This is a genomic window from Microbacterium pumilum (assembly GCF_039530225.1).
In the GTDB taxonomy this organism is placed as follows: domain Bacteria; phylum Actinomycetota; class Actinomycetes; order Actinomycetales; family Microbacteriaceae; genus Microbacterium; species Microbacterium pumilum.
Map to the genome: position 1 here is coordinate 641,840 of NZ_BAAAOH010000001.1, position 17,713 is coordinate 659,552.

Annotated in this window: 17 protein-coding genes; 7 read left to right on the forward strand and 10 right to left on the reverse strand. The window is 69.0% G+C overall.

Annotated elements, in window-relative coordinates; translation table 11 throughout:
- Window positions 1–34 precede the first annotated feature (34 nt).
- A complete protein-coding gene (tssD, locus tag ABD188_RS02865) occupies window positions 35–532 on the forward strand; it encodes a type VI secretion system tube protein TssD (RefSeq protein ID WP_344058337.1) in 498 nt (165 codons plus the stop codon).
- A gap of 12 nt (window positions 533–544) precedes the next feature.
- Here tssD and ABD188_RS02870 read toward each other — a convergent pair whose 3' ends face one another.
- From ABD188_RS02870 to ABD188_RS02910, 9 genes are all read right to left on the reverse strand, one after another.
- The gene (locus tag ABD188_RS02870; protein WP_344058339.1) at window positions 545–1,930 is read right to left on the reverse strand and encodes a glycine--tRNA ligase; all 1,386 of its coding nucleotides are present in this window, start codon (window positions 1,928–1,930) and stop codon (window positions 545–547) included.
- A gap of 130 nt (window positions 1,931–2,060) precedes the next feature.
- A complete protein-coding gene (locus ABD188_RS02875) occupies window positions 2,061–3,107 on the reverse strand; it encodes a hypothetical protein (protein ID WP_344058341.1) in 1,047 nt (348 codons plus the stop codon).
- Window positions 3,108–3,121: 14 nt separating this feature from the next.
- Window positions 3,122–4,996 carry a substrate-binding and vWA domain-containing protein gene (locus ABD188_RS02880; protein ID WP_344058343.1) on the reverse strand — a complete coding sequence of 625 codons (1,875 nt, stop codon included), beginning with the start codon at window positions 4,994–4,996 and terminating at the stop codon, window positions 3,122–3,124.
- A gap of 67 nt (window positions 4,997–5,063) precedes the next feature.
- Window positions 5,064–6,506, reverse strand: coding sequence for an alpha-hydroxy-acid oxidizing protein (locus tag ABD188_RS02885; protein ID WP_344058345.1), 1,443 nt, complete (start codon window positions 6,504–6,506; stop codon window positions 5,064–5,066).
- A 98-nt stretch (window positions 6,507–6,604) separates the two neighbouring features.
- Window positions 6,605–7,423 carry a hypothetical protein gene (locus ABD188_RS02890; protein WP_344066826.1) on the reverse strand — a complete coding sequence of 273 codons (819 nt, stop codon included), beginning with the start codon at window positions 7,421–7,423 and terminating at the stop codon, window positions 6,605–6,607.
- 72 nt (window positions 7,424–7,495) lie between these two features.
- Window positions 7,496–8,629, reverse strand: a complete 1,134-nt coding sequence (menC, locus tag ABD188_RS02895; protein WP_344058347.1) for an o-succinylbenzoate synthase — start codon at window positions 8,627–8,629, stop codon at window positions 7,496–7,498.
- 28 nt (window positions 8,630–8,657) lie between these two features.
- Entirely contained in the window at window positions 8,658–8,810 is a 153-nt protein-coding gene (locus tag ABD188_RS02900) for a hypothetical protein (protein WP_344058348.1), read from the reverse strand.
- Between the two features lie 158 nt (window positions 8,811–8,968).
- Window positions 8,969–9,898 carry a cyclase family protein gene (locus tag ABD188_RS02905; protein ID WP_344058349.1) on the reverse strand — a complete coding sequence of 310 codons (930 nt, stop codon included), beginning with the start codon at window positions 9,896–9,898 and terminating at the stop codon, window positions 8,969–8,971.
- A 72-nt stretch (window positions 9,899–9,970) separates the two neighbouring features.
- The gene (locus ABD188_RS02910) at window positions 9,971–10,696 is read right to left on the reverse strand and encodes a GNAT family N-acetyltransferase (RefSeq protein ID WP_344058351.1); all 726 of its coding nucleotides are present in this window, start codon (window positions 10,694–10,696) and stop codon (window positions 9,971–9,973) included.
- Between the two features lie 117 nt (window positions 10,697–10,813).
- Here ABD188_RS02910 and ABD188_RS02915 point away from each other — a divergent pair, with 117 nt between their 5' ends.
- The 6 genes from ABD188_RS02915 (at window position 10,814) to ABD188_RS02940 (ending at window position 16,718) form a co-directional block, all read left to right on the forward strand.
- Window positions 10,814–12,217 (forward strand): MFS transporter, encoded by a 1,404-nt coding sequence (locus ABD188_RS02915; RefSeq protein WP_344066829.1) that lies wholly within the window; start codon window positions 10,814–10,816, stop codon window positions 12,215–12,217.
- An 88-nt stretch (window positions 12,218–12,305) separates the two neighbouring features.
- The gene (locus ABD188_RS02920; protein ID WP_425561361.1) at window positions 12,306–13,793 is read left to right on the forward strand and encodes a peptide MFS transporter; all 1,488 of its coding nucleotides are present in this window, start codon (window positions 12,306–12,308) and stop codon (window positions 13,791–13,793) included.
- A 55-nt stretch (window positions 13,794–13,848) separates the two neighbouring features.
- Window positions 13,849–14,871, forward strand: a complete 1,023-nt coding sequence (locus tag ABD188_RS02925) for a glycosyltransferase family 4 protein (RefSeq protein WP_344058355.1) — start codon at window positions 13,849–13,851, stop codon at window positions 14,869–14,871.
- A 121-nt stretch (window positions 14,872–14,992) separates the two neighbouring features.
- Window positions 14,993–16,129 (forward strand): glycosyltransferase, encoded by a 1,137-nt coding sequence (locus ABD188_RS02930; RefSeq protein ID WP_344058357.1) that lies wholly within the window; start codon window positions 14,993–14,995, stop codon window positions 16,127–16,129.
- Complete coding sequence (locus ABD188_RS02935) at window positions 16,126–16,377, forward strand: hypothetical protein (protein WP_344058359.1); 252 nt, start codon at window positions 16,126–16,128, stop codon at window positions 16,375–16,377. The genes ABD188_RS02930 and ABD188_RS02935 overlap by 4 nt, the downstream gene beginning before the upstream one ends.
- Window positions 16,374–16,718, forward strand: coding sequence for a hypothetical protein (locus tag ABD188_RS02940; protein ID WP_344058361.1), 345 nt, complete (start codon window positions 16,374–16,376; stop codon window positions 16,716–16,718). The genes ABD188_RS02935 and ABD188_RS02940 overlap by 4 nt, the downstream gene beginning before the upstream one ends.
- On the opposite strand, the gene ABD188_RS02945 is transcribed toward ABD188_RS02940, so the two are convergent.
- The gene (locus ABD188_RS02945; protein WP_344058363.1) at window positions 16,702–17,706 is read right to left on the reverse strand and encodes an acyl-CoA thioesterase; all 1,005 of its coding nucleotides are present in this window, start codon (window positions 17,704–17,706) and stop codon (window positions 16,702–16,704) included. The two genes, ABD188_RS02940 and ABD188_RS02945, sit on opposite strands and share 17 nt — an antisense overlap.
- Between the last annotated feature and the right edge of the window lie 7 nt (window positions 17,707–17,713).

Here is a 17,713-nt window from a genome sequence, read left to right on the forward strand (position 1 = left end):
GCAGAGTCGCCGGATCTCGCGAAAGGAGCATGAGATGGCACTCAACGGGTACGCGAGGCTGACCCTGAACGGCACGGCGCTGACGGGCGACGTCAGCGTCGATCATGTGGGCTCGGTGGACGTCCAGTCCGACCACGTCGAGGTGCAGCGGCTGACCTTCGGCGCCGACGTCGCCCGCGCCCCGGGCAGCGGGCAGGCGACGGGCAGGCGGCAGTATCAGCCCATCCGATTCGTCAAGCGCATCGATCGCAGCACTCCCCTGCTGTACCGCGCCCTCGCGCAGAACGAGCGCGTCGCAGGCGACATCCTGCTGTTCGATCTGAATCCGGATGACGGCACCCTGCGCCACTTCTTCACCGTGACGATCGCCAACGGGGTGGTCTCGGGCATCTCCAGCGTCCTTCCCGACACACGCGACACGCAGCAGTCCTGGGACGCCTACGAAGAGGTCTCGCTGACATTCGCGAGCATCACCCTGACGCACGACCCCACCGGCACCGAGATGCAGGACCAATTCGGCCGTTTCCTCTAGCCGAGACGGCGGTCAGGCTCCGACGAGGCGCTCCGCGAGGTAGGCGCGCAACCCGTCGATCGGAACCCGCTCCTGACCCATCGAGTCGCGATCGCGCACCGTGACGGCGTCGTCTTCGAGCGAGTCGAAGTCGACCGTGACGCAAAACGGCGTGCCGACCTCATCCTGACGGCGGTATCGACGTCCGATCGCGCCGGCGTCGTCGAAGTCGACGTTCCACTCGCCGCGCAGGTCGGCAGCGACCTGCCGGGCGAGCGGCGAGAGCTTCTCGTTGCGCGACAGCGGCAGCACCGCGACCTTGACCGGAGCGAGGCGGGGGTCGAGCTTCAGCACCGTCCGAGTGTCGGTGCCGCCCTTCGCGTTCGGCACCTCCTCTTCGTGGTACGCGTCGACGAGGAACGCCATCATGGCCCGGGTGAGTCCGAACGAGGGCTCGATCACGTACGGGATGTACTTCTCACCCGACGCCTGGTCGAAGTACGTCAGGCTCTGGCCGGAGGCCTCGGTGTGGCTGGACAGGTCATAGTCGGTGCGGTTGGCCACACCCATGAGCTCGCCCCATTCCTTGCCCGAGAAGCCGAACTTGTACTCGATGTCGATCGTGCCCGCGGAGTAGTGGGCGCGGTCGTCCTCGGGCACGTCGAAGCGCCGGATATTGGCCGGGTCGATGCCGAGGTCGATGAACCAGTCCCAGCACGCCTCGACCCAGTGCGCGAACCACTCCTCCGCCTCAGCGGGAGGCGTGAAGAACTCGATCTCCATCTGCTCGAACTCGCGCGTGCGGAAGATGAAGTTGCCGGGCGTGATCTCGTTGCGGAACGCCTTGCCGACCTGGCCGATGCCGAACGGAGGCTTCTTGCGCGAGGCTGTCAGCACGTTCGAGAAGTTCACGAAGATGCCCTGTGCGGTCTCGGGTCGCAGGTAATGGAGGCCGGATTCGTCGTCGACCACGCCGAGGTAGGTCTTGACGAGTCCTGAGAACGCCTTCGGCTCGGTGTACTGGCCCTTGACGCCGCAGTTCGGGCAGGGGACGTCCGCGAGCCCGTTCTCGGTGGGACGACCCTTGCGGGCCTCGAAGTCCTCGATGAGGTTGTCGGCGCGGAAGCGCTTGTGGCAGTTGAGGCACTCCACCAGCGGATCCGTGAAGGTTGCGACGTGGCCGGATGCCTCCCACACGCGCTTCGGCAGAATGACCGAGGAGTCGAGACCGACCATGTCGCCACGACCGCGGACGAACGTCTGCCACCACTGGCGGCGGATGTTCTCCTTGAGCTCCGTGCCCAGTGGGCCGTAGTCCCACGCCGAGCGGGATCCGCCGTAGATCTCGCCCGCCTGGAAGACGAACCCGCGGTGGCGGGCCAGGGCGATCACTTTGTCGAGGCGGGACTGCTCGGCCATGGTGGCTCCAATGGTCGGGGTGGGCGTGCGCGGATCAGCGCTGGTGCGGGCGTCCTAAAAGGGATGCCACGGCATCCGTCGATTCTAGTCGGCGGGAATCTCCACCCCGCGCCCGTCAGGCGGTTGTTCGCTATGCGCCGGCGGCGGGCTCTCCCGAAAGCGATCCGTCGTCGTCCGCGCGGCGGAACGCGCGGTCCCAGTCGCGCAGCTCCTTGCGTCGCCCGATCAAGGAGTCCAGCGAGACCTGGAAGTGCAGCGCGCGCTGCGCGTTGACCTGCTTGATGTTGTCGACCAGCTGCTCCGACACCGCGACCACGGCATCGCGGACCTCGCTCACACGCTCGTCGGGGTCGTCCCACAGGTTCGGATGGATGAGGATGTCGAGCAGATAGTGGCGATCGGCCGCGGCGAGGAGCTTGGCGAGCTTGTCGCCGTACTCGATCTCGGCGAGCTGACGCTGATCCTCGGAGCCCTTCCCCGCAAGCCGCTCGAACAGCTGGGTGACGTTGTCGGCGATGGCATCGAGGTCCTGCGAGGTCTGGGCTGCGATCGGATGGCCGGCGAGCCCCGCGGCGGCATACTCCGCACTCAGCGCATGGAGTGTCTGCACCTGGGCGCTCACCGTCTCGGGCACCGGGGCCTCTTCGGCTTCGGCAGGAGCCGGCCGACGGCGGCGGCGGATGACTGCGACAACGCCGACGATCCCGCCGACCACGACCGCCGCTCCGATGGCGAGCCCGATCACGAGCCCGCCGGACACATCAGCGCCGCTCACCGGCGGAGTGTCCGACGCCGTGACGACACCCTGCACGGTCCCGGTCAAAGCGTCCTCGAGCGACCCGGCGGACGACTCGGCCTCATTGGCGATCTGCATCGCCTCACCGCGGTCGAGCACCCGTGAACCCGCCGACAGATCGTCGCCGACCGCGACGATGATCGTGTTGTATTCGGGGTGCGCCGCAGCGAGCTGCGACACGATCTCAGGACCGGATGCCTCGAGCGCGGCATTGTCCGAGAACACCGCCACGCCGATCGACGCGTCGCCGATCTGCTGGTCGAGCACGCTGCTCAGAGCGGAGGCGTCGGGCACCTCCGACGACACGTACACGTTGTCGTTCGCCAGCGATTCGACGGCATCGTCGACGTACCCTCCGGCGTCGGCGAGCGCGATCAGCATCCGTGTCCTGCCGGTCAGAAGTTGTTGATGACAGACGCGAAGACGAGATCGATCTTGGCCGGGTCGGAGGCATCGAACCACTGGCCGCCCGTCGCCTCGGCGATCCGCTGCAGGGGGCCGGTGTCGGCGCCCTCGCCGTAGGCGATCGGGAAGATGCGCACCGGAGCCGCATCGCCTCCTTCGCGCTCCGCGGTGCCGATCTTGGCGATCAGAGAGTCGAGCGAGATCGACGAATCGGTGTCTTCGCCGTCGGACAGCACGACGATGGCGTTGATCCGGCCGGGTTCCGCCCGTGCGCGCATCTCGTCGTAGGCGAGCGAGATCGCGTCGTACAGCGGCGTGCCCTGCCGGTTCGCGAAGTGGAGGTCGTCGAGGGAGCTGCCGAGCGACTCGCGATCCGCGGCGAGGGGCGAGACGTCCCGCAGCACCGCGATATTGCCGTCGCCGAAGCCGGACTCGAGCCCGGTGGTGAACGCCCACACCCCCACCTCGTCGGTCGTGCGGAAATGCCCGAGCGTCGCCTGTGCGCCCTCGATCGCCCCATCGAGCTTGGATCGGCCGTCGCCGATCGCCTCATCCATCGATCCCGAGATGTCGATGACCTCGAGCACGGAGGAGGGCTTGCGGATCTGGGTCCACTGATCGATCGCGGCCGAGACGACGTCGACCTGCGGACGCGGCAGGGTCACAGCCGGGCCAGCGGGATCGACGCCGTACTCCTCGGTGAACAGCTTGCCGAGCGGCACCGACTCGTCGAGCGGTCGGAAGCCGAACTGGGGCAGGATCTTCTGGGCGGGCTCCGTCTGCAAGAAGGCGGCGAACGCCTCGCCCGCCTCGCGCTGCACCGGGGTCACCCAATCGGCGCCGAGAACCGTGACGGGGTTGTCGGACCACATCGAACCGCCCTCGGGGTAGACCGCGACGAGCTTCTCCTTCGGCGGGGTGAGCTTCTCGCCCGGCTGCACCGTGTGCGAGTCGGGGTTGCCCTGGTTGTAGTTCAGCAGCGAGGTCTCCTCGACTGCCACCGCGGACACGTAACCCGAACCGCTCGCGCCGTTCTGGGTCTCGTCGTACAGCGTCGTGAGCACCTTGCCGGTGGTGTCGCCGTAGTGGATGACGCACTCCTCGAAGACCCGCGAGAAGTCCTCGGCCGCGGCGACATCGGCTGCGGTCAGCCCTTCGGTCTTGCCCGACGCCTCGTAGGACTGCATGAGGATGGCGGAGAGCCCCGTGGTCGACGTGTTCGGGTTGGTCTTGGAGATCTTGAACGACCCCCACACGGGCTTTCCGACGCTGCCCCAGCCGTCCGGGTCCGCGCACAGCTGCTCGATGTCCGTGATGCTGATCGGCTTGCCGGGATATCCCAGCGCGCGGGCCATGGCCTCCGGCATCCCGAACACGACCGGTGTGCGCGTGAACGATTCGGGTTCGCCGACGAGTGAGGGCGACGCCGCGGCCGCGACGCGCTCGGTCCAGACTGTCGAAGCCGGCGACCACAGTGTCGGCCAGAGCTCGGGGTTCTCGTTCGGCCAGTCGCCGCCCGCCGTCAGGTAGCGCGTGGCGTCGCCGGATGAGACATTGACCGGGCGGACGGTCGCGCACTCGTCGAGCGCCTCAGCCTCGGGCGAGTCCTTGAACGCCGCCGCGAGCGCGTCGAGCATGTTGACCTTCTCGGACGAGGTGGCAACCGCGATGTGCGTGCAGCCGTCATCCGCGAAGTCGCCCTCGCCGGGATCGCCTTCATCCGGGCTCGATCCGAAGCATCCGGTCAGCCCGATGGTCGCAGCGAGCACGAGCGCGCCCACGGTGATCCTGCGCCGGCCGGGTGTTGTTCGGACGAATTGGATGCGCGGCGCGAGGGGGGCGCGGCGTCGCGGGCGAGGTCCCATGGGTACAGCGTAAGTCGCGTGGGGATGGCGTGCACGACCTCCTCCACAGGAGGTGGGCGGCGGGCGGTCAGACGGCGCGCAGCACGTCGGGTCCGAGCTCCTCGATCGACGTGCAGCCGGCGAGTCCGAGCGTGATGTCGAGCTCGGCGAGGATGTTGCGGATGACCTCACGCACCCCTGCCTCGCCGGCGATGCCGAGGCCGTAGGCGTAGGACCGGCCGATCGCGACGGCGGTGGCTCCGAGCGCGAGGGCGATGACGGCATCCGACCCCTGCCGCACACCCGAGTCGAAGACGATCGGCACCCGACCGCCGACGCGCTCCACCACGTCGGGAAGGGCCGCGAGAGTCGGAACCGACTGGTCGATCTGGCGTCCGCCGTGGTTCGACACCCACACGCCGTCGACCCCCGCGTCGAGTGCGCGGGCAGCGTCGTCCGGATGCACGATGCCCTTCAGGATGATCGGGAGCGTCGTCCAGTCGCGGGCCCGCGCCAGGTCGTCCCACGTGAGCGCAGGCGTCGAGAACACATCGAGGAACGTCTCGATCGCGGCCCTCGGCAACGGCGAGCGCAGGCTCTCACGCACTCCCGCCCCCGTCAGGGCGCCACCCTTGCGCGCGATGCTGATGCCCGCCGCCAGCGCCTTGGGCGTGAGCCTGACGCGCGGCGGCGCGTCGGTCCCTGAGCCGCCCCCGGTCCGTGAGCCGCCCCCGGTCCCTGAGCCGCCTCCGGTCCCTGAGCCGCCCCCGGTCCCTGAGCCGCCCCCGGTCCCTGAGCCGACCCCGGTCCCTGAGCCTGTCGAAGGGCCCACCCGCTCGCGCACCAGCTGCTCGAACACCGGATCGCTCGTGTACTGCGCGATGCCGAGGCCGCGCGTGAACGGCAGGTAGGCGAGGTCGAGATCGCGCGTGCGCCAGCCGAGCAGGTGGGTGTCGAGCGTCACGACGATGGCTTCGCAGCCGGATGCCTCGGCCCGGCGCAGCAGCGATGCATTGAGCTCGTCGGATGCCGACCAGTACAGCTGGAACAGCCGCGCGCCGGCCGGCGCAACATCTCGCACCTCCTCCATGGGGAAGGACGCCTGGTTGCTCAGCGTGTACGGCACGCCCAGAGCGGCCGCCGCTCGTGCGACCGCCAAGTCGGCGTCGGCGTGCGCCATCTCCATCACGCCGAGCGGAGCGAGCAGCAGCGGCGTCGCCCGCCGCCGGCCCAGGAAGTCGATCGAGAGGTCGCGCGTCGAGACATCGCGCAGCGGGCGTGGCCACACCTGCCAGCGGTCGAAGGCCGCACGGTTCGCCGCGACGGTGCGCTCGGCGCCCGCGCCGCCCGCGATGTAGGCGAACGCCTCGGCGCTCAGCGCCTTGCGGGCGGCGGCTTCGAGGGCAGTGGAATCGATCGGCACGCGAGGTCTCGTGCCGCTGATCCCGGCCCGGTAGATCTCGGACTGCGTGCGCCGTGAGATGCCGCGGGCCGCCGCGGGATCGTCGGGAGCCACGTTGCTCTGAACCATGCGCTCAGCCTAGATTCCCGACTCAGCCTGTCGCACGGTCGCTGAGCCTGTCGCACGGTCGCTGAGCCTGTCGCACGGTCGCTGAGCCTGTCGAAGCGTCAGCCCGGACCGAAGCCGCACCAGTTCGCGACCCACGTGAGGATGCGGCCTCGCACATCCTCGACGGCCGCGATCTCGACTGTGCCCGGCTCTCCCTCTACCTCGACGTCGAAGGTGAAGACCGTGCCGCGCTTGTCTTCCTGCACAGCGTGCGGATCGCACCGAAGCGGCACGAGCGGGAGGTGCACGATCGTCGTCTCGGTGTCACCCGACGCGACGGCGATGTCGATCGGGTACCCGACCGGCTGCGTGCCCGCGAACGTCAGGAGGTTCGTGTCGTGGACGCCGACGATCCGGGCGCTGTCCTCGCCCGTCGGTGCGATCTCGAGCGTGAGGTCGGCGGGGCTGCCCGATTCCGACGGTGTGAAGGAGACGATCGACACATCGGCTGCCTCGGCGAGCGCCTGCGCCCGGCACTCGCGCTCGTGCATCGGCCCGAGCACGTCCAGCGCGTCGGGGAGCGCACCCTCTCTGACCTCGTCGGCGCCCTGGCCGACGAAGGTCAGCCGGACGCTGGGCGTGCCCTCCGTGACGTCACAGGCCATCTCGGGCAGCTGGATGCGGAAGTCGACCGTACCCCCGGGACCCAGCGTCGACTCCCGGTCGAGCACGCGCGAGGCGACACCGTCGAGGCGCGGATCGGCAACGGTGACGTCTCCGATCCGGATCGACGTGTCGCCCGCGTTGTGCACCTCGACCTGCGCCTGGCGGGCCGCGACATCCGATCGCAGCTGCACCAGCACGGCGGTGATGCCTTCGGGGAGCGGGGACCGCGCGGACTCGTCCATCGCAGCGGAGCACGCGCTGAGCGCCAGCATCGCGAGCACGCCCACCCCCGCAGCGAGTCGCCGATGTTCACGCCGACGAGAGGCGAGGCGTGCCGGCATCCGTCACCGCCGCACGGTCTCGCGCGCCACCGTGAACTCCTCGAGGGCGGCGTGATCGATGTCGACGCCGATGCCCGGCCCGGTCGGCACGCGCACGTGGCCGTCCTCGAGGACCGCCGGCTCGGTGACGATGTCGCGGTGGTAGAAGCGACTCGATGCCGACACGTCACCCGGAAGGGTGAAGCCGGGCAGGGCCGCGAGCGCCGCATTGGCGGCTCGGCCGATCCCGGTCTCGACCATGCCCCCGCACCACACCGGGATGCCGGCTTCCCGGCACAGGTCGTGGATCGCGACCGCTTCGAGGTAGCCGCCCACCCGCCCGGCTTTGATGTTGATGACGGATGTCGAGCCGAGCGCGAGCGCGTCGGTCGCTGCCTTGAGCGACACGATCGACTCGTCGAGGCAGATGGGGGTGCGGACCCGTCGAGCGAGGGTGGCATGGTCCACGATGTCGTCCTCCTGCAGCGGCTGCTCGATGAGGAGGAGGTCGAACGGGTCGAGTCCGGCGAGGGTCTCGATGTCGGCGAGCGTGTAGGCCGAGTTCGCGTCGACCTGCAGGGGGATGTCGCCGAACGCCTCTCGCACGGCGGCCGTGTCGGCGATGTCACGGCCGGGCTTGATCTTGAGCTTGATGCGCACGTATCCCTCGTCGAGGTATCCGCGGACGACCTCGACGAGGCGGGCTGGGTCGCTCTGGATGCCCACCGACACACCGGACGGCACCCGATCCCGCTCGGCGCCGAGGTAGGCGGCGAGCGGGCGTCCCTCCGCGCGGAGCGCCGCGTCGAGCACGGCGAGCTCGACGCCGGCCTTCGCCATCCGGTGTCCCTTGAACGGCTCGAGGATGCGCGAGACGTCTTCGGCGGCGATCCGGGGCGTCTCGAGCAGGGCTGGGATGAGCCAGCGGGATGCGGCATCCCACGCGCCCTGCGTGTACTCGCTCGAATAGAGCGGAGCCTCGCCCGTGACGATCTCGCCCCATCCGTCGCCGTCGGCCGTCAGGGCGCGCACGATGATCACTTCGCGCACCGTCTCGGTGCCGAACGAGGTGGTGAACGGCGAGACGAGCGGGATGCGCAGGACCCTCAGCTCGAAGCCGTCGAGCGCGACGGGAGCGGTCGGCCGGACGATGGGCATGCGCCCAGGGTAGCCCTGCGGTGCAGCTTCACAGCGCGAAGCGACCCGCACCGTGCTCGTCGCTGACCGGGATGAAGGTCGACCTCGACTTGCGCGGGCGCTGCCCCCGCAGTTCACGACGATGATCACGGGCCACCGCGTGTCGCACCGCGACCACGACGGCATCGACGCGCTCGCGCATGGTTGCTCCTCCGCTGTCCATGCCCACCAGGAGCACGCGGGGACCCGTCAGATACATCGACCGGTCGACCACTTCGAAGGAGGTCTACCCTTCCGCGGAGGAGTGGCTCGAGAATCCTCCGCAGATTCGGCGATCTCCTTCGAAGTGGTCGGTGCGGGTCAGGCAGGCACCTCGGCGAACGCGCGCACCGGGAACGTTCCGAATCCCTCGACCGCAGGTGGCGCTGCCGTGAACCGGGCGCCTCGAGCCGGCAGGGCACCCAGGTTCGTCAGGTGCTCCACGACGTGCACGCCGGCCGCGAGCAGCAGCGAATGAGCGGGGCGCTCGCCCCCTCCTGAGCCTGTCGAAGGATCGGCATCGTCGATGTTCAGCGAGTCGATCCCGACGAGCGCGGCGCCCGCGTCGATGAGGGACTGCGCTCCGTCCCCCGTGAGGAAAGGAGCGCCGCTGCCGTACTCCGGGCGGCCGAACCAGCGGTCCCAGCCGGTGTGCAGCAGTACGGCGGCGCCTCGCACATCTCGATCCGCGAGCGTCTCGGGCCGGATGCCGCGACGCTCGGGCGACCACGCGTCCTCCAGGTGGAACACCTCGGCGCGCAGACCGACGAGCGAGTCCAGTGCAAGCCCAGCGAGGTCCGGGCCATCGGCATAGCGGTGGAACGGAGAGTCGAGGTATGTCCCGGTGTTGCCGACCATGGTGAGGATGTCCATCGCGAACTCGGTGCCCGGCGCATACCTCGCCCGAGAGTCCTCCCGCGTGAGGTGGGGCGTGATCGTCGGGGCCGGCAGGCCCGGGTAGGTGACGAGCCCTGCGCGGATCGGGTGGCTGAGGTCGACGACTCGCGTGCTGCTGATCGGTGCCGGCTCGACCGCTCCCCTGCTGCCGCGGTGCGGCTCCTCTACGATTCGCAGCCCGCGCAACTCGACCTCCTCGACGAGCGCGAGACCGAGATGCCGCACCAGCAGCAGGCCGATCTCATCCGTCGAGAGGGAGTTCGAGGGCAGGTCGAGGCGGAATCCGGTGCCGGCGAGCTCACCGCCGTTGGCGAAGCGGATGTCGAAATCGAAGTGGGCGTGATACTCGGGCATGATCGTCAGCCTATGGGCGACCGGATGGCGCACACTGCCAGATCTCGCTGGATTCCGGACGCTGAAGCCCGGTCAGCGAACGGCGGCGACCAGGAGGTAGCCGCGCTCGTCGTCGAAGCCGCCGATCACCAGGCCTCCCGCGAGGTGCCCGAGCATCTCGTCTCGCACGCGATGACGCCACGCTGCGGCATCCGCCGGGGATTCGCGCCGCAGGGTCTCGATGTCGTGCGGCACCGCGACCGACGCCAGCACGCGATCGTCGGCGGGCATCGCGACCGGGGGTGCCGCGAGTGCCCACGACACCATGATGCGGTCGGTCTCATCGCCGCGGTTGACGCCGTCGTCCATCGGTCCGTAGTGGTTCACGAGGTAGTCGTCCACGCGCGTGCCGAGCACCCGCAGGTTGAAGTGCGCATTGCGGGCGACGAGCGGGTCGAACGTCCACGTGATGTGGCCGACGTCGCGGGCGAGGGCCCATGCCCGCTGGTGCTGCTTGAGCACGCGGCCCAGACCGTGACGCTGATGCTCGGGAAGCACACCGGTGATGTGCGAGTGCATCGACCGCGCGGCGGGGGCCGCGAAGAATGCGACGGATGCCCCGACCATCTGCTGGCCCTCGTAGAGGCCGACGGCGTAGTTGCCGGAGTGGGCGAGCGCGCGCAGGAGGTTCGGCGGCATGCCCGAGTGATCGCCTCCCCACACCTCGGAGAGCACGTTCGAGGCCTCGAACACCGCATCCACGGTCTCGAGCGGGCGGATCTCGATTCCCGGCGGTGTCTCGACGGATGCCTCGGTCATGACGCCACGATATCCCCGGGCCGCTCGGCCCGGCATCCCGGCCCTGGTCTCGTCGCGCGCCGATAGCCTGAACCAATGCCGCCGAGTGATGAGGACAAGAGAAAGCGCCTCACCCGGATGCCGCGACACGGCGCCATCGTCGCGGTTCTCGCCCTCACCGGCCTCGCCTCTTCATTCATGTTCACGCTCGTCGTGCCGATTCAGGCCGAGCTGCCCGAGCTGCTCGGCGCGAGCCGCGAGGACACCGCATGGGTGGTGACCGTGACGCTGCTCGTGGCGGCGATCACCACACCCATCGCCGGACGTCTCGGCGACATGTACGGCAAGCGGCGCATCGTCCTGGTGCTGCTCGTGCTCCTCATCATCGGCTCGGTCATCGCCGCCTTCTCGACGAGCCTGATCGGCGTGATCATCGGCCGGGCGCTGCAGGGTGCGGTCGTCGGCGTGGTGCCACTCGGCATCGCGATCCTGCGCGACGTGCTGCACACCAGCGGGGTCAACAGCGCGATCGCCCTCATCAGCGCCACGCTCGGCGTCGGAGGCGCCCTCGGTCTGCCCATCAGCGCATTCATCACGGAGTTCGCCGACTGGCACATCATCTTCTGGGTCGCCGCCGGTATCGGCGCCGTGTGCTTCGGACTGGTGCTCTGGATCGTTCCCGTCAGTGTGCTGCGCACACCCGGCAGCTTCGACTTCGTCGGCGCGGCCGGCCTCGCCGTCGGCCTCACCGGCATCCTGCTCGTCATCTCACGGGGCAACGAGTGGGGCTGGCTGTCTCCCGCCACGCTCGCGCTCGGACTCGGCGGCATCGTCGTCCTGCTCATCTGGGGCTGGTACGAGCTGCAGATCGCCGAGCCGCTGCTCGATCTGCGCGTCGCCGCACGCCGACCGGTGCTCCTGACCAATTTCGCCTCGATCGGCATGGGCTTCGCGCTGTTCGCGTCGAACGTCGTCTTTCCGCAGATTCTCGAACTGCCCGTCGAGACCGGCGCCGGTCTCGGCCTCTCGCTCATCGCCGCGAGCCTCGTGGTCATGCCCGCCGGTCTCGTCATGATGGTGCTGTCCCCGGTGTCCGGACGCCTGGCAGGCGTCATCGGGCCCCGCGCGCTCTTGATCATGGGCGCCGTCGCCCTCGTCGCCGCGTACGCCTTCGTGCTGATCGCGGGCAATGGCGTGTGGCAGATCTTCGTCTCGAACATCCTCATCGGCATCGGGATCGGCTTCGGCTTCGCGGCGATGCCGATGCTCATCATGCGATCGGTGCCGCAGAGCGAAACCGGGGCGTCGAACGGGCTGAACGCGCTGTTCCGCTCGCTCGGCACGAGCACCGCAGCAGCCGTGATGGGCGCGGTCCTCGCATCGTCGTCCACGGTGCAGGACGGCATGCAGATCCCCTCGGCCGCGGGGTTCCACCTCACCTACATCCTGGCAGGCGCCGGAGCCGTGATCGCACTGCTCCTCGCGCTGTTCATTCCGGCCCATCCCGCCGCAGAGGAGCGGCATCCGTCACTGCCCCGCTGAGGCACCCTGGTGACACCCCTCAGCAGGCCGCTAGCCTGACGCAATGAGCCAGAACGAGGGTCCGGATCAGGTCCCGGTCGGGCCGCCGATGGGTGCGGCGACGGCTGAGGACGACAGCGCAGTCACCGCCGCTCACGACAGGCGTGATCATGGCTTCTTCGGACAGCCGTTCGACCTCGTCCACATCTTCTTCGTGGAGATGTGGGAGCGGTTCAGCTTCTACGGCATGCAGGGCATCCTGCTGCTGTACATGTTCCACTCGCTCGAGAAGGGCGGGCTCGGGATGCCGGAGGCGACCGCCACGGGCATCGTCGGCGCATATGGCGGCGCGGTCTACCTCTCGACGATCCTCGGCGCGTGGGTCGCGGACCGACTGCTCGGATCCGAGAGGGTGCTGTTCTTCAGCGCGATCGTCATCATGTGCGGCCACATCGGACTGGCCGTGCTGCCCGGATTCTGGGGTCTCGGCGTGGGACTCATCCTTGTCGCCGTCGGGTCGGGCGGACTCAAAGCCAACGCGACCTCGGTCGTCGGCACGCTCTACGCACCGGCCGACACGCGGCGGGATGCCGGCTTCTCGCTGTTCTACCTCGGCATCAACCTCGGGGCACTGCTCGGCCCGATCCTGACCGGGTGGGCCATGGTCACGTGGGGATTCCACGCCGGGTTCGCACTGGCCGCGATCGGCATGGCGGCGGGCCTCATCCAGTACTCCATCGGGCGCAAGAACCTGCCCGACGATGCGCGCGTCATCCCGAACCCGCTGCCGGCCGGCCGACGGATCATCATGATCGGCATCGCGGTCGCCGCCATCGTCCTCATCATCGTGCTGGTGCTGGCGGGCGTCATCAAGGCCAAGAACCTCGCCGATGTCGTCATCCTGGTCACGCTCGCGGCGGCGATCGCCTACTTCGCCGTGATCCTCACCAGCAAGCGCATCGACGGCGACGAACGGTCACGCGTGTTCGGCTTCATCCCGCTGTTCATCGTGAGCGTGGGCTTCTGGTCGCTCTACCAGCAGCAGTTCACGGTGCTGACGCTCTACTCCGACTCGCAGCTCAACCGCGACATCTTCGGGTGGATCATGCCGGTGCCGTTCGTCCAGTCGATCAATCCGATCTTCATCATCATCCTGTCGGGCGTGTTCGCGGCCCTCTGGACGAAGCTCGGCTCGCGCCAGCCCTCGACGCCTGTGAAGTTCGGTCTGGGATCGATCGTGATGGGCATCGCGTTCCTGCTCTTCCTGCCGTTCGCGAACGGCGCAGACAACTCGACACCGCTGCTCGCGATCGTCGGCATCCTGCTCGTCTTCACGATCGCCGAGCTCTTGATCTCGCCCGTCGGGCTGTCGGTCACGACGAAGCTCGCGCCGAAGGCGTTCCACACGCAGATGGTGGCGCTGTTCTTCCTCTCGGTCGCACTCGGCACCGCGATCGCCGGATGGCTCGCGCAGTTCTACAACGCGAAGGATCAGGTGCCGTACTTCTCCGTGCTGGGCATCATCGCGATCGTGCTGGGCAGCGCGCTGCTGCTGTCGATCAAGCCGGTGCTGAAGCTCATGCGAGGGGTGCGGTAGCTCATGCGGGGTGTCCGTTAGCTCGTCCGCAGGTGACAGACCCCTGCGCATCGGCATGCTCGCGCCCATCGCCTGGCGCACCCCTCCGGAGCACTACGGTCCGTGGGAGCAGGTCGCGTCGACCCTGACCGAGGGACTCGTGCGGCAGGGCGTGGAAGTCACCCTGTTCGCCACGGCTGACTCCCTCACGTCGGCGCACCTCGATTCGGTCGCTCCTCACGGCTACGCGGAGGACCCCACGATGGACGGGCGCGTCTGGGAGGCGCTGCACATGGCCCGCGCCATGGAGCGCTCGCACGAGTTCGACCTCGTGCACAGTCACCTCGACTGGCTGCCCCTCGCCCTGGAGGCGCAGTGGCGGGCACCGCTCGTGACGACGGTCCACGGGTTCTCGGGTCCCGCCATCCTGCCTGCCTACGAACGCGCCGGATCCGCGTTGGTCTCGATCTCGGACGCCGATCGAGCGCCCTCGCTCCACTACGCCGCGACGATCGGACACGGCCTCGACACCGACGCGTTCCCGGCCGGGCCGGGCGGCGACGTCCTGCTCTCGTTCGGTCGGATCCACCCCGACAAGGGCACCGCCGACGCCATCGACATCGCCGAGCGCGCGGGTCGCCGCCTCCTCATCGCCGGCATCGTGCAGGATGAGGACTACTTCGACGAGCTCGTCCGTCCGCGAATCGATGACGATCGGGTGGTCTACCTCGGTGCGGTCGGCGCCGCTGAGCGACCCGGAGTGCTGGGTGCGGCGGCGATGCTGCTGCACCCCATCCATTTCGACGAGCCGTTCGGACTCGCCGTGATCGAGTCGATGCTGTGCGGCACGCCGGTGCTCGCGTATCGCCGCGGCGCCATGCCGGAGGTCGTCGACGACGGCGTGACCGGGCTGCTCGTCGATCCGCACGACGGGATCGCACAGGCCGCGGCGACGGTCGCCAAGGCGGCGGCGCTGGATCGCACCCTCGTCCGCCGCCGTGCGCGGGAACGGTTCAGCGTCGAGCGGATGGTCGAGTCGTACCTCGACCTGTATCGCGACCTGCGCGACGCGGCGCACCGTCGCGCTCCCGGTGAGTGACCGCATCACCGAATTGTCAAGCCCGGCCTGAATCAGGTTTCCGACTCTTAGCGTGGCCTCTTCGCCTCCGGGTGACCCTCGCCGAAGTCCGCTGTGCGGAAAACACGAAAGGGACACCATTGTGACGCGGTTCGGCTTCGTCTCGACATACCCACCCACCCGCTGCGGCCTCGCGACGTTCACGGTCTCACTCGCGCGAGCGGTGGCCGATCCTCGCGAAGCACCGCCTTCGATCGTGCGGGTGATCGACGCCGACGAGGACTGGCGAACATCTCCGCAAGAGGTCGGACGCGTCGTCGCCGCTATCAGGGCCGACGATCTCGCCTCGCATCGCACTGCGGCCCGCGCGCTCGACGGGTGCGACGTCGTCATCGTGCAACACGAGTTCGGCATCTACGGGGGCGAGGACGGCGCCCAGGTGATCGGCATCCTCGAGGCACTCCGAGTACCCGCGATCGTCGTGCTCCACACCGTGCTCCCCACGCCAAGCGTGAACCAACGACGCATTCTCGAGCGGGTCGCCGGGCTGGCAGCCGCCGTCGTCGTCATGACCGATCATGCGCTCGAGACGCTGAGTGCGAATTACGCCGTGGATCCCGCCCGGGTGCACCTCATTCCGCACGGGGTGGCGTACGCACCAGGCCACGCGCCGCATCATCGCGGGACGGTCCGCCGGATACTCACGTGGGGTCTGCTCTCACCCGGGAAGGGGCTCGAGCGCGGCATCCGCGCTCTTGCGCTGCTGCGGATGCGAGGGGTCTCGGCCGAGTACGTGATCGCCGGCCAGACGCACCCGAAGGTACGCGCGCACAGCGGTGAGAGCTACCGCGAGAGTCTCGCCGGGCTGGGTCGGGCACTCGGAGTAGACGATTCGGTGGTCTTCGTGGATCGATATCTGACCGATGACGACATCGCTGCGCTGCTCGCCTCTGCAGATGCCGTGCTGCTGCCGTACGAGTCGCACGAACAGGCGACGTCGGGCGTGCTCGTCGAGGCGGTCTCGGCCGGCGTTCCCGTCGTCGCCACGGCGTTCCCGCACGCGGTGGAACTTCTCGGCGACGACGACGGCCTGGGAGTCGCCGTCAGGCACGACGATCTCGCAGGAATGGCCGACGGGCTGGAGGCGATCTTCACGGCGCCGGGCACCAAGGAGGGGCCGGGTTCGAGGCCTCGAGGCCGCGTCGGTCTGACCTGGGCGCAGGTCGCGGCCAGGTACGCCGAGCTGTCCGCTCGACTGCACGCCGTCAAGGCGGCGTGATCGAATCTCGGGTGCCGCTCGCGCACCTCGCGGCGCTCACCGACACGAACGGGGTCTTCGAGCACGCCGAGTTCGAACGGCCGCGGACGGACCACGGCTACTGCCTCGATGACGCCGCTCGGGCACTGATCGTCGCCGCGCGCGAAGACCACTCCCCCGAGTCGGCGCGGATCGCCGCGGTCTGCTTCGCCTTCGACTGCTGGGGTTTCTCCTTGACCTCGAGACCCGGGACGGTCGGCTGTCGGTGACTCCCGTCGCGGGGCGCGGTCCCGGCGACCGCGGACCCGCACTCGACCAGCAGCCGATCGAGGTGGCAGCGATCGCGGAAGCGTGCAGCCGGGCGCGCCTCGTGACCGGCGACCCGAGTTGGTCGGACGAGGTTCGCATCGCATGGGGGTGGTTCGAGGGCGACAACGACGCAGCCATCGCGATGTTCGACCCCCGCACCGGAGCGGGCTACGACGGGCTCACCCCAGTGGGTCGCAATGAGAACCGGGGCACGGAGTCCACGCTCGCGGCGCTCAGCACGTTGCAGTGCCTGCGGCGCTGCTGCGAGGGCCGACTCGAGCGGACTACGGCTCGAGCGTGAGCGACGGCGCGAGCGGCACGATCGTCTCGCGCAGCCGGATGATCTCGCGTGTGAGTTCGTGCAGTCGCACATCCTCATCCAGCTCCGGACGCCACTGCGGAACCGGCAGCGCAACGCCGGCCGCGCCCGGCACGACGAAGACCGTCATGCACTGCGTCGTCAGGGTCAGCTCGTGGGGCGTGCGCGGATCGGCGGACGAGACCCGGATGCCGAGATGCATGCTGTGCGCGCTGGTGAAGAGCAGTCGCGCCTCCACCTCGACGAGATCGCCGATCGTGACCGGAGCGAAGAAGTGGATGCCGCCCGAGTACACCGCGACGGCGGAGGCGGCATCCTCATCCTTCACCCATGCCGCTGCGCACGCGAAGGCGGCCTCGTCGATCCAGCGCATGACGGTGCCACCGTGCGCCTTGCCGCCCCAGTTCACGACTCCCGGGGGAACGAGGAATCGCATGGTCGCCTGCGGCGCATTCGACGCGTCGGTGTAGTCCTGCGACAGCATGAGGCGCTTGATCTCGCTGCGCGACGGGATGCGGTCGACCGCCGCCTCGGTGAGCTTGCGGTCGGCGCGCGACTGCGGCTGCCATTCGGGCACCGCAGCCGGCCGGCCGTCGGCGCCCTTCGCGACGAAGACCAGAACGCACGTGGTCGCGGGAGAGTAGGAGCGCTCGCTCACCTCGCTCGAAGACACCGTGACCACGACGTGCATGCTCGTGCGTCCGGTGAGCACGATCCGCGCCTGCACTTCGATGAGGCTTCCCGGTGCGATCGGGCGGCGATGCCGCACGTTGCCGACGTACGCCGTTACGCAATATGCGCCCGCCCAGCCCACAGCGCAGGCGTAGCCGGCCTTGTCGATCCACTCCATCACGCTGCCGGCGGCCACCGAGCGTCCACCCGCAGCCGTATCGCCGGGCGTCGACATGAAGCGCATGGTGATGCGGTCATCGCGGCCGGCGGTCTTGGGGTGCGTCGTCGGCGTGGTCACGGCCTCA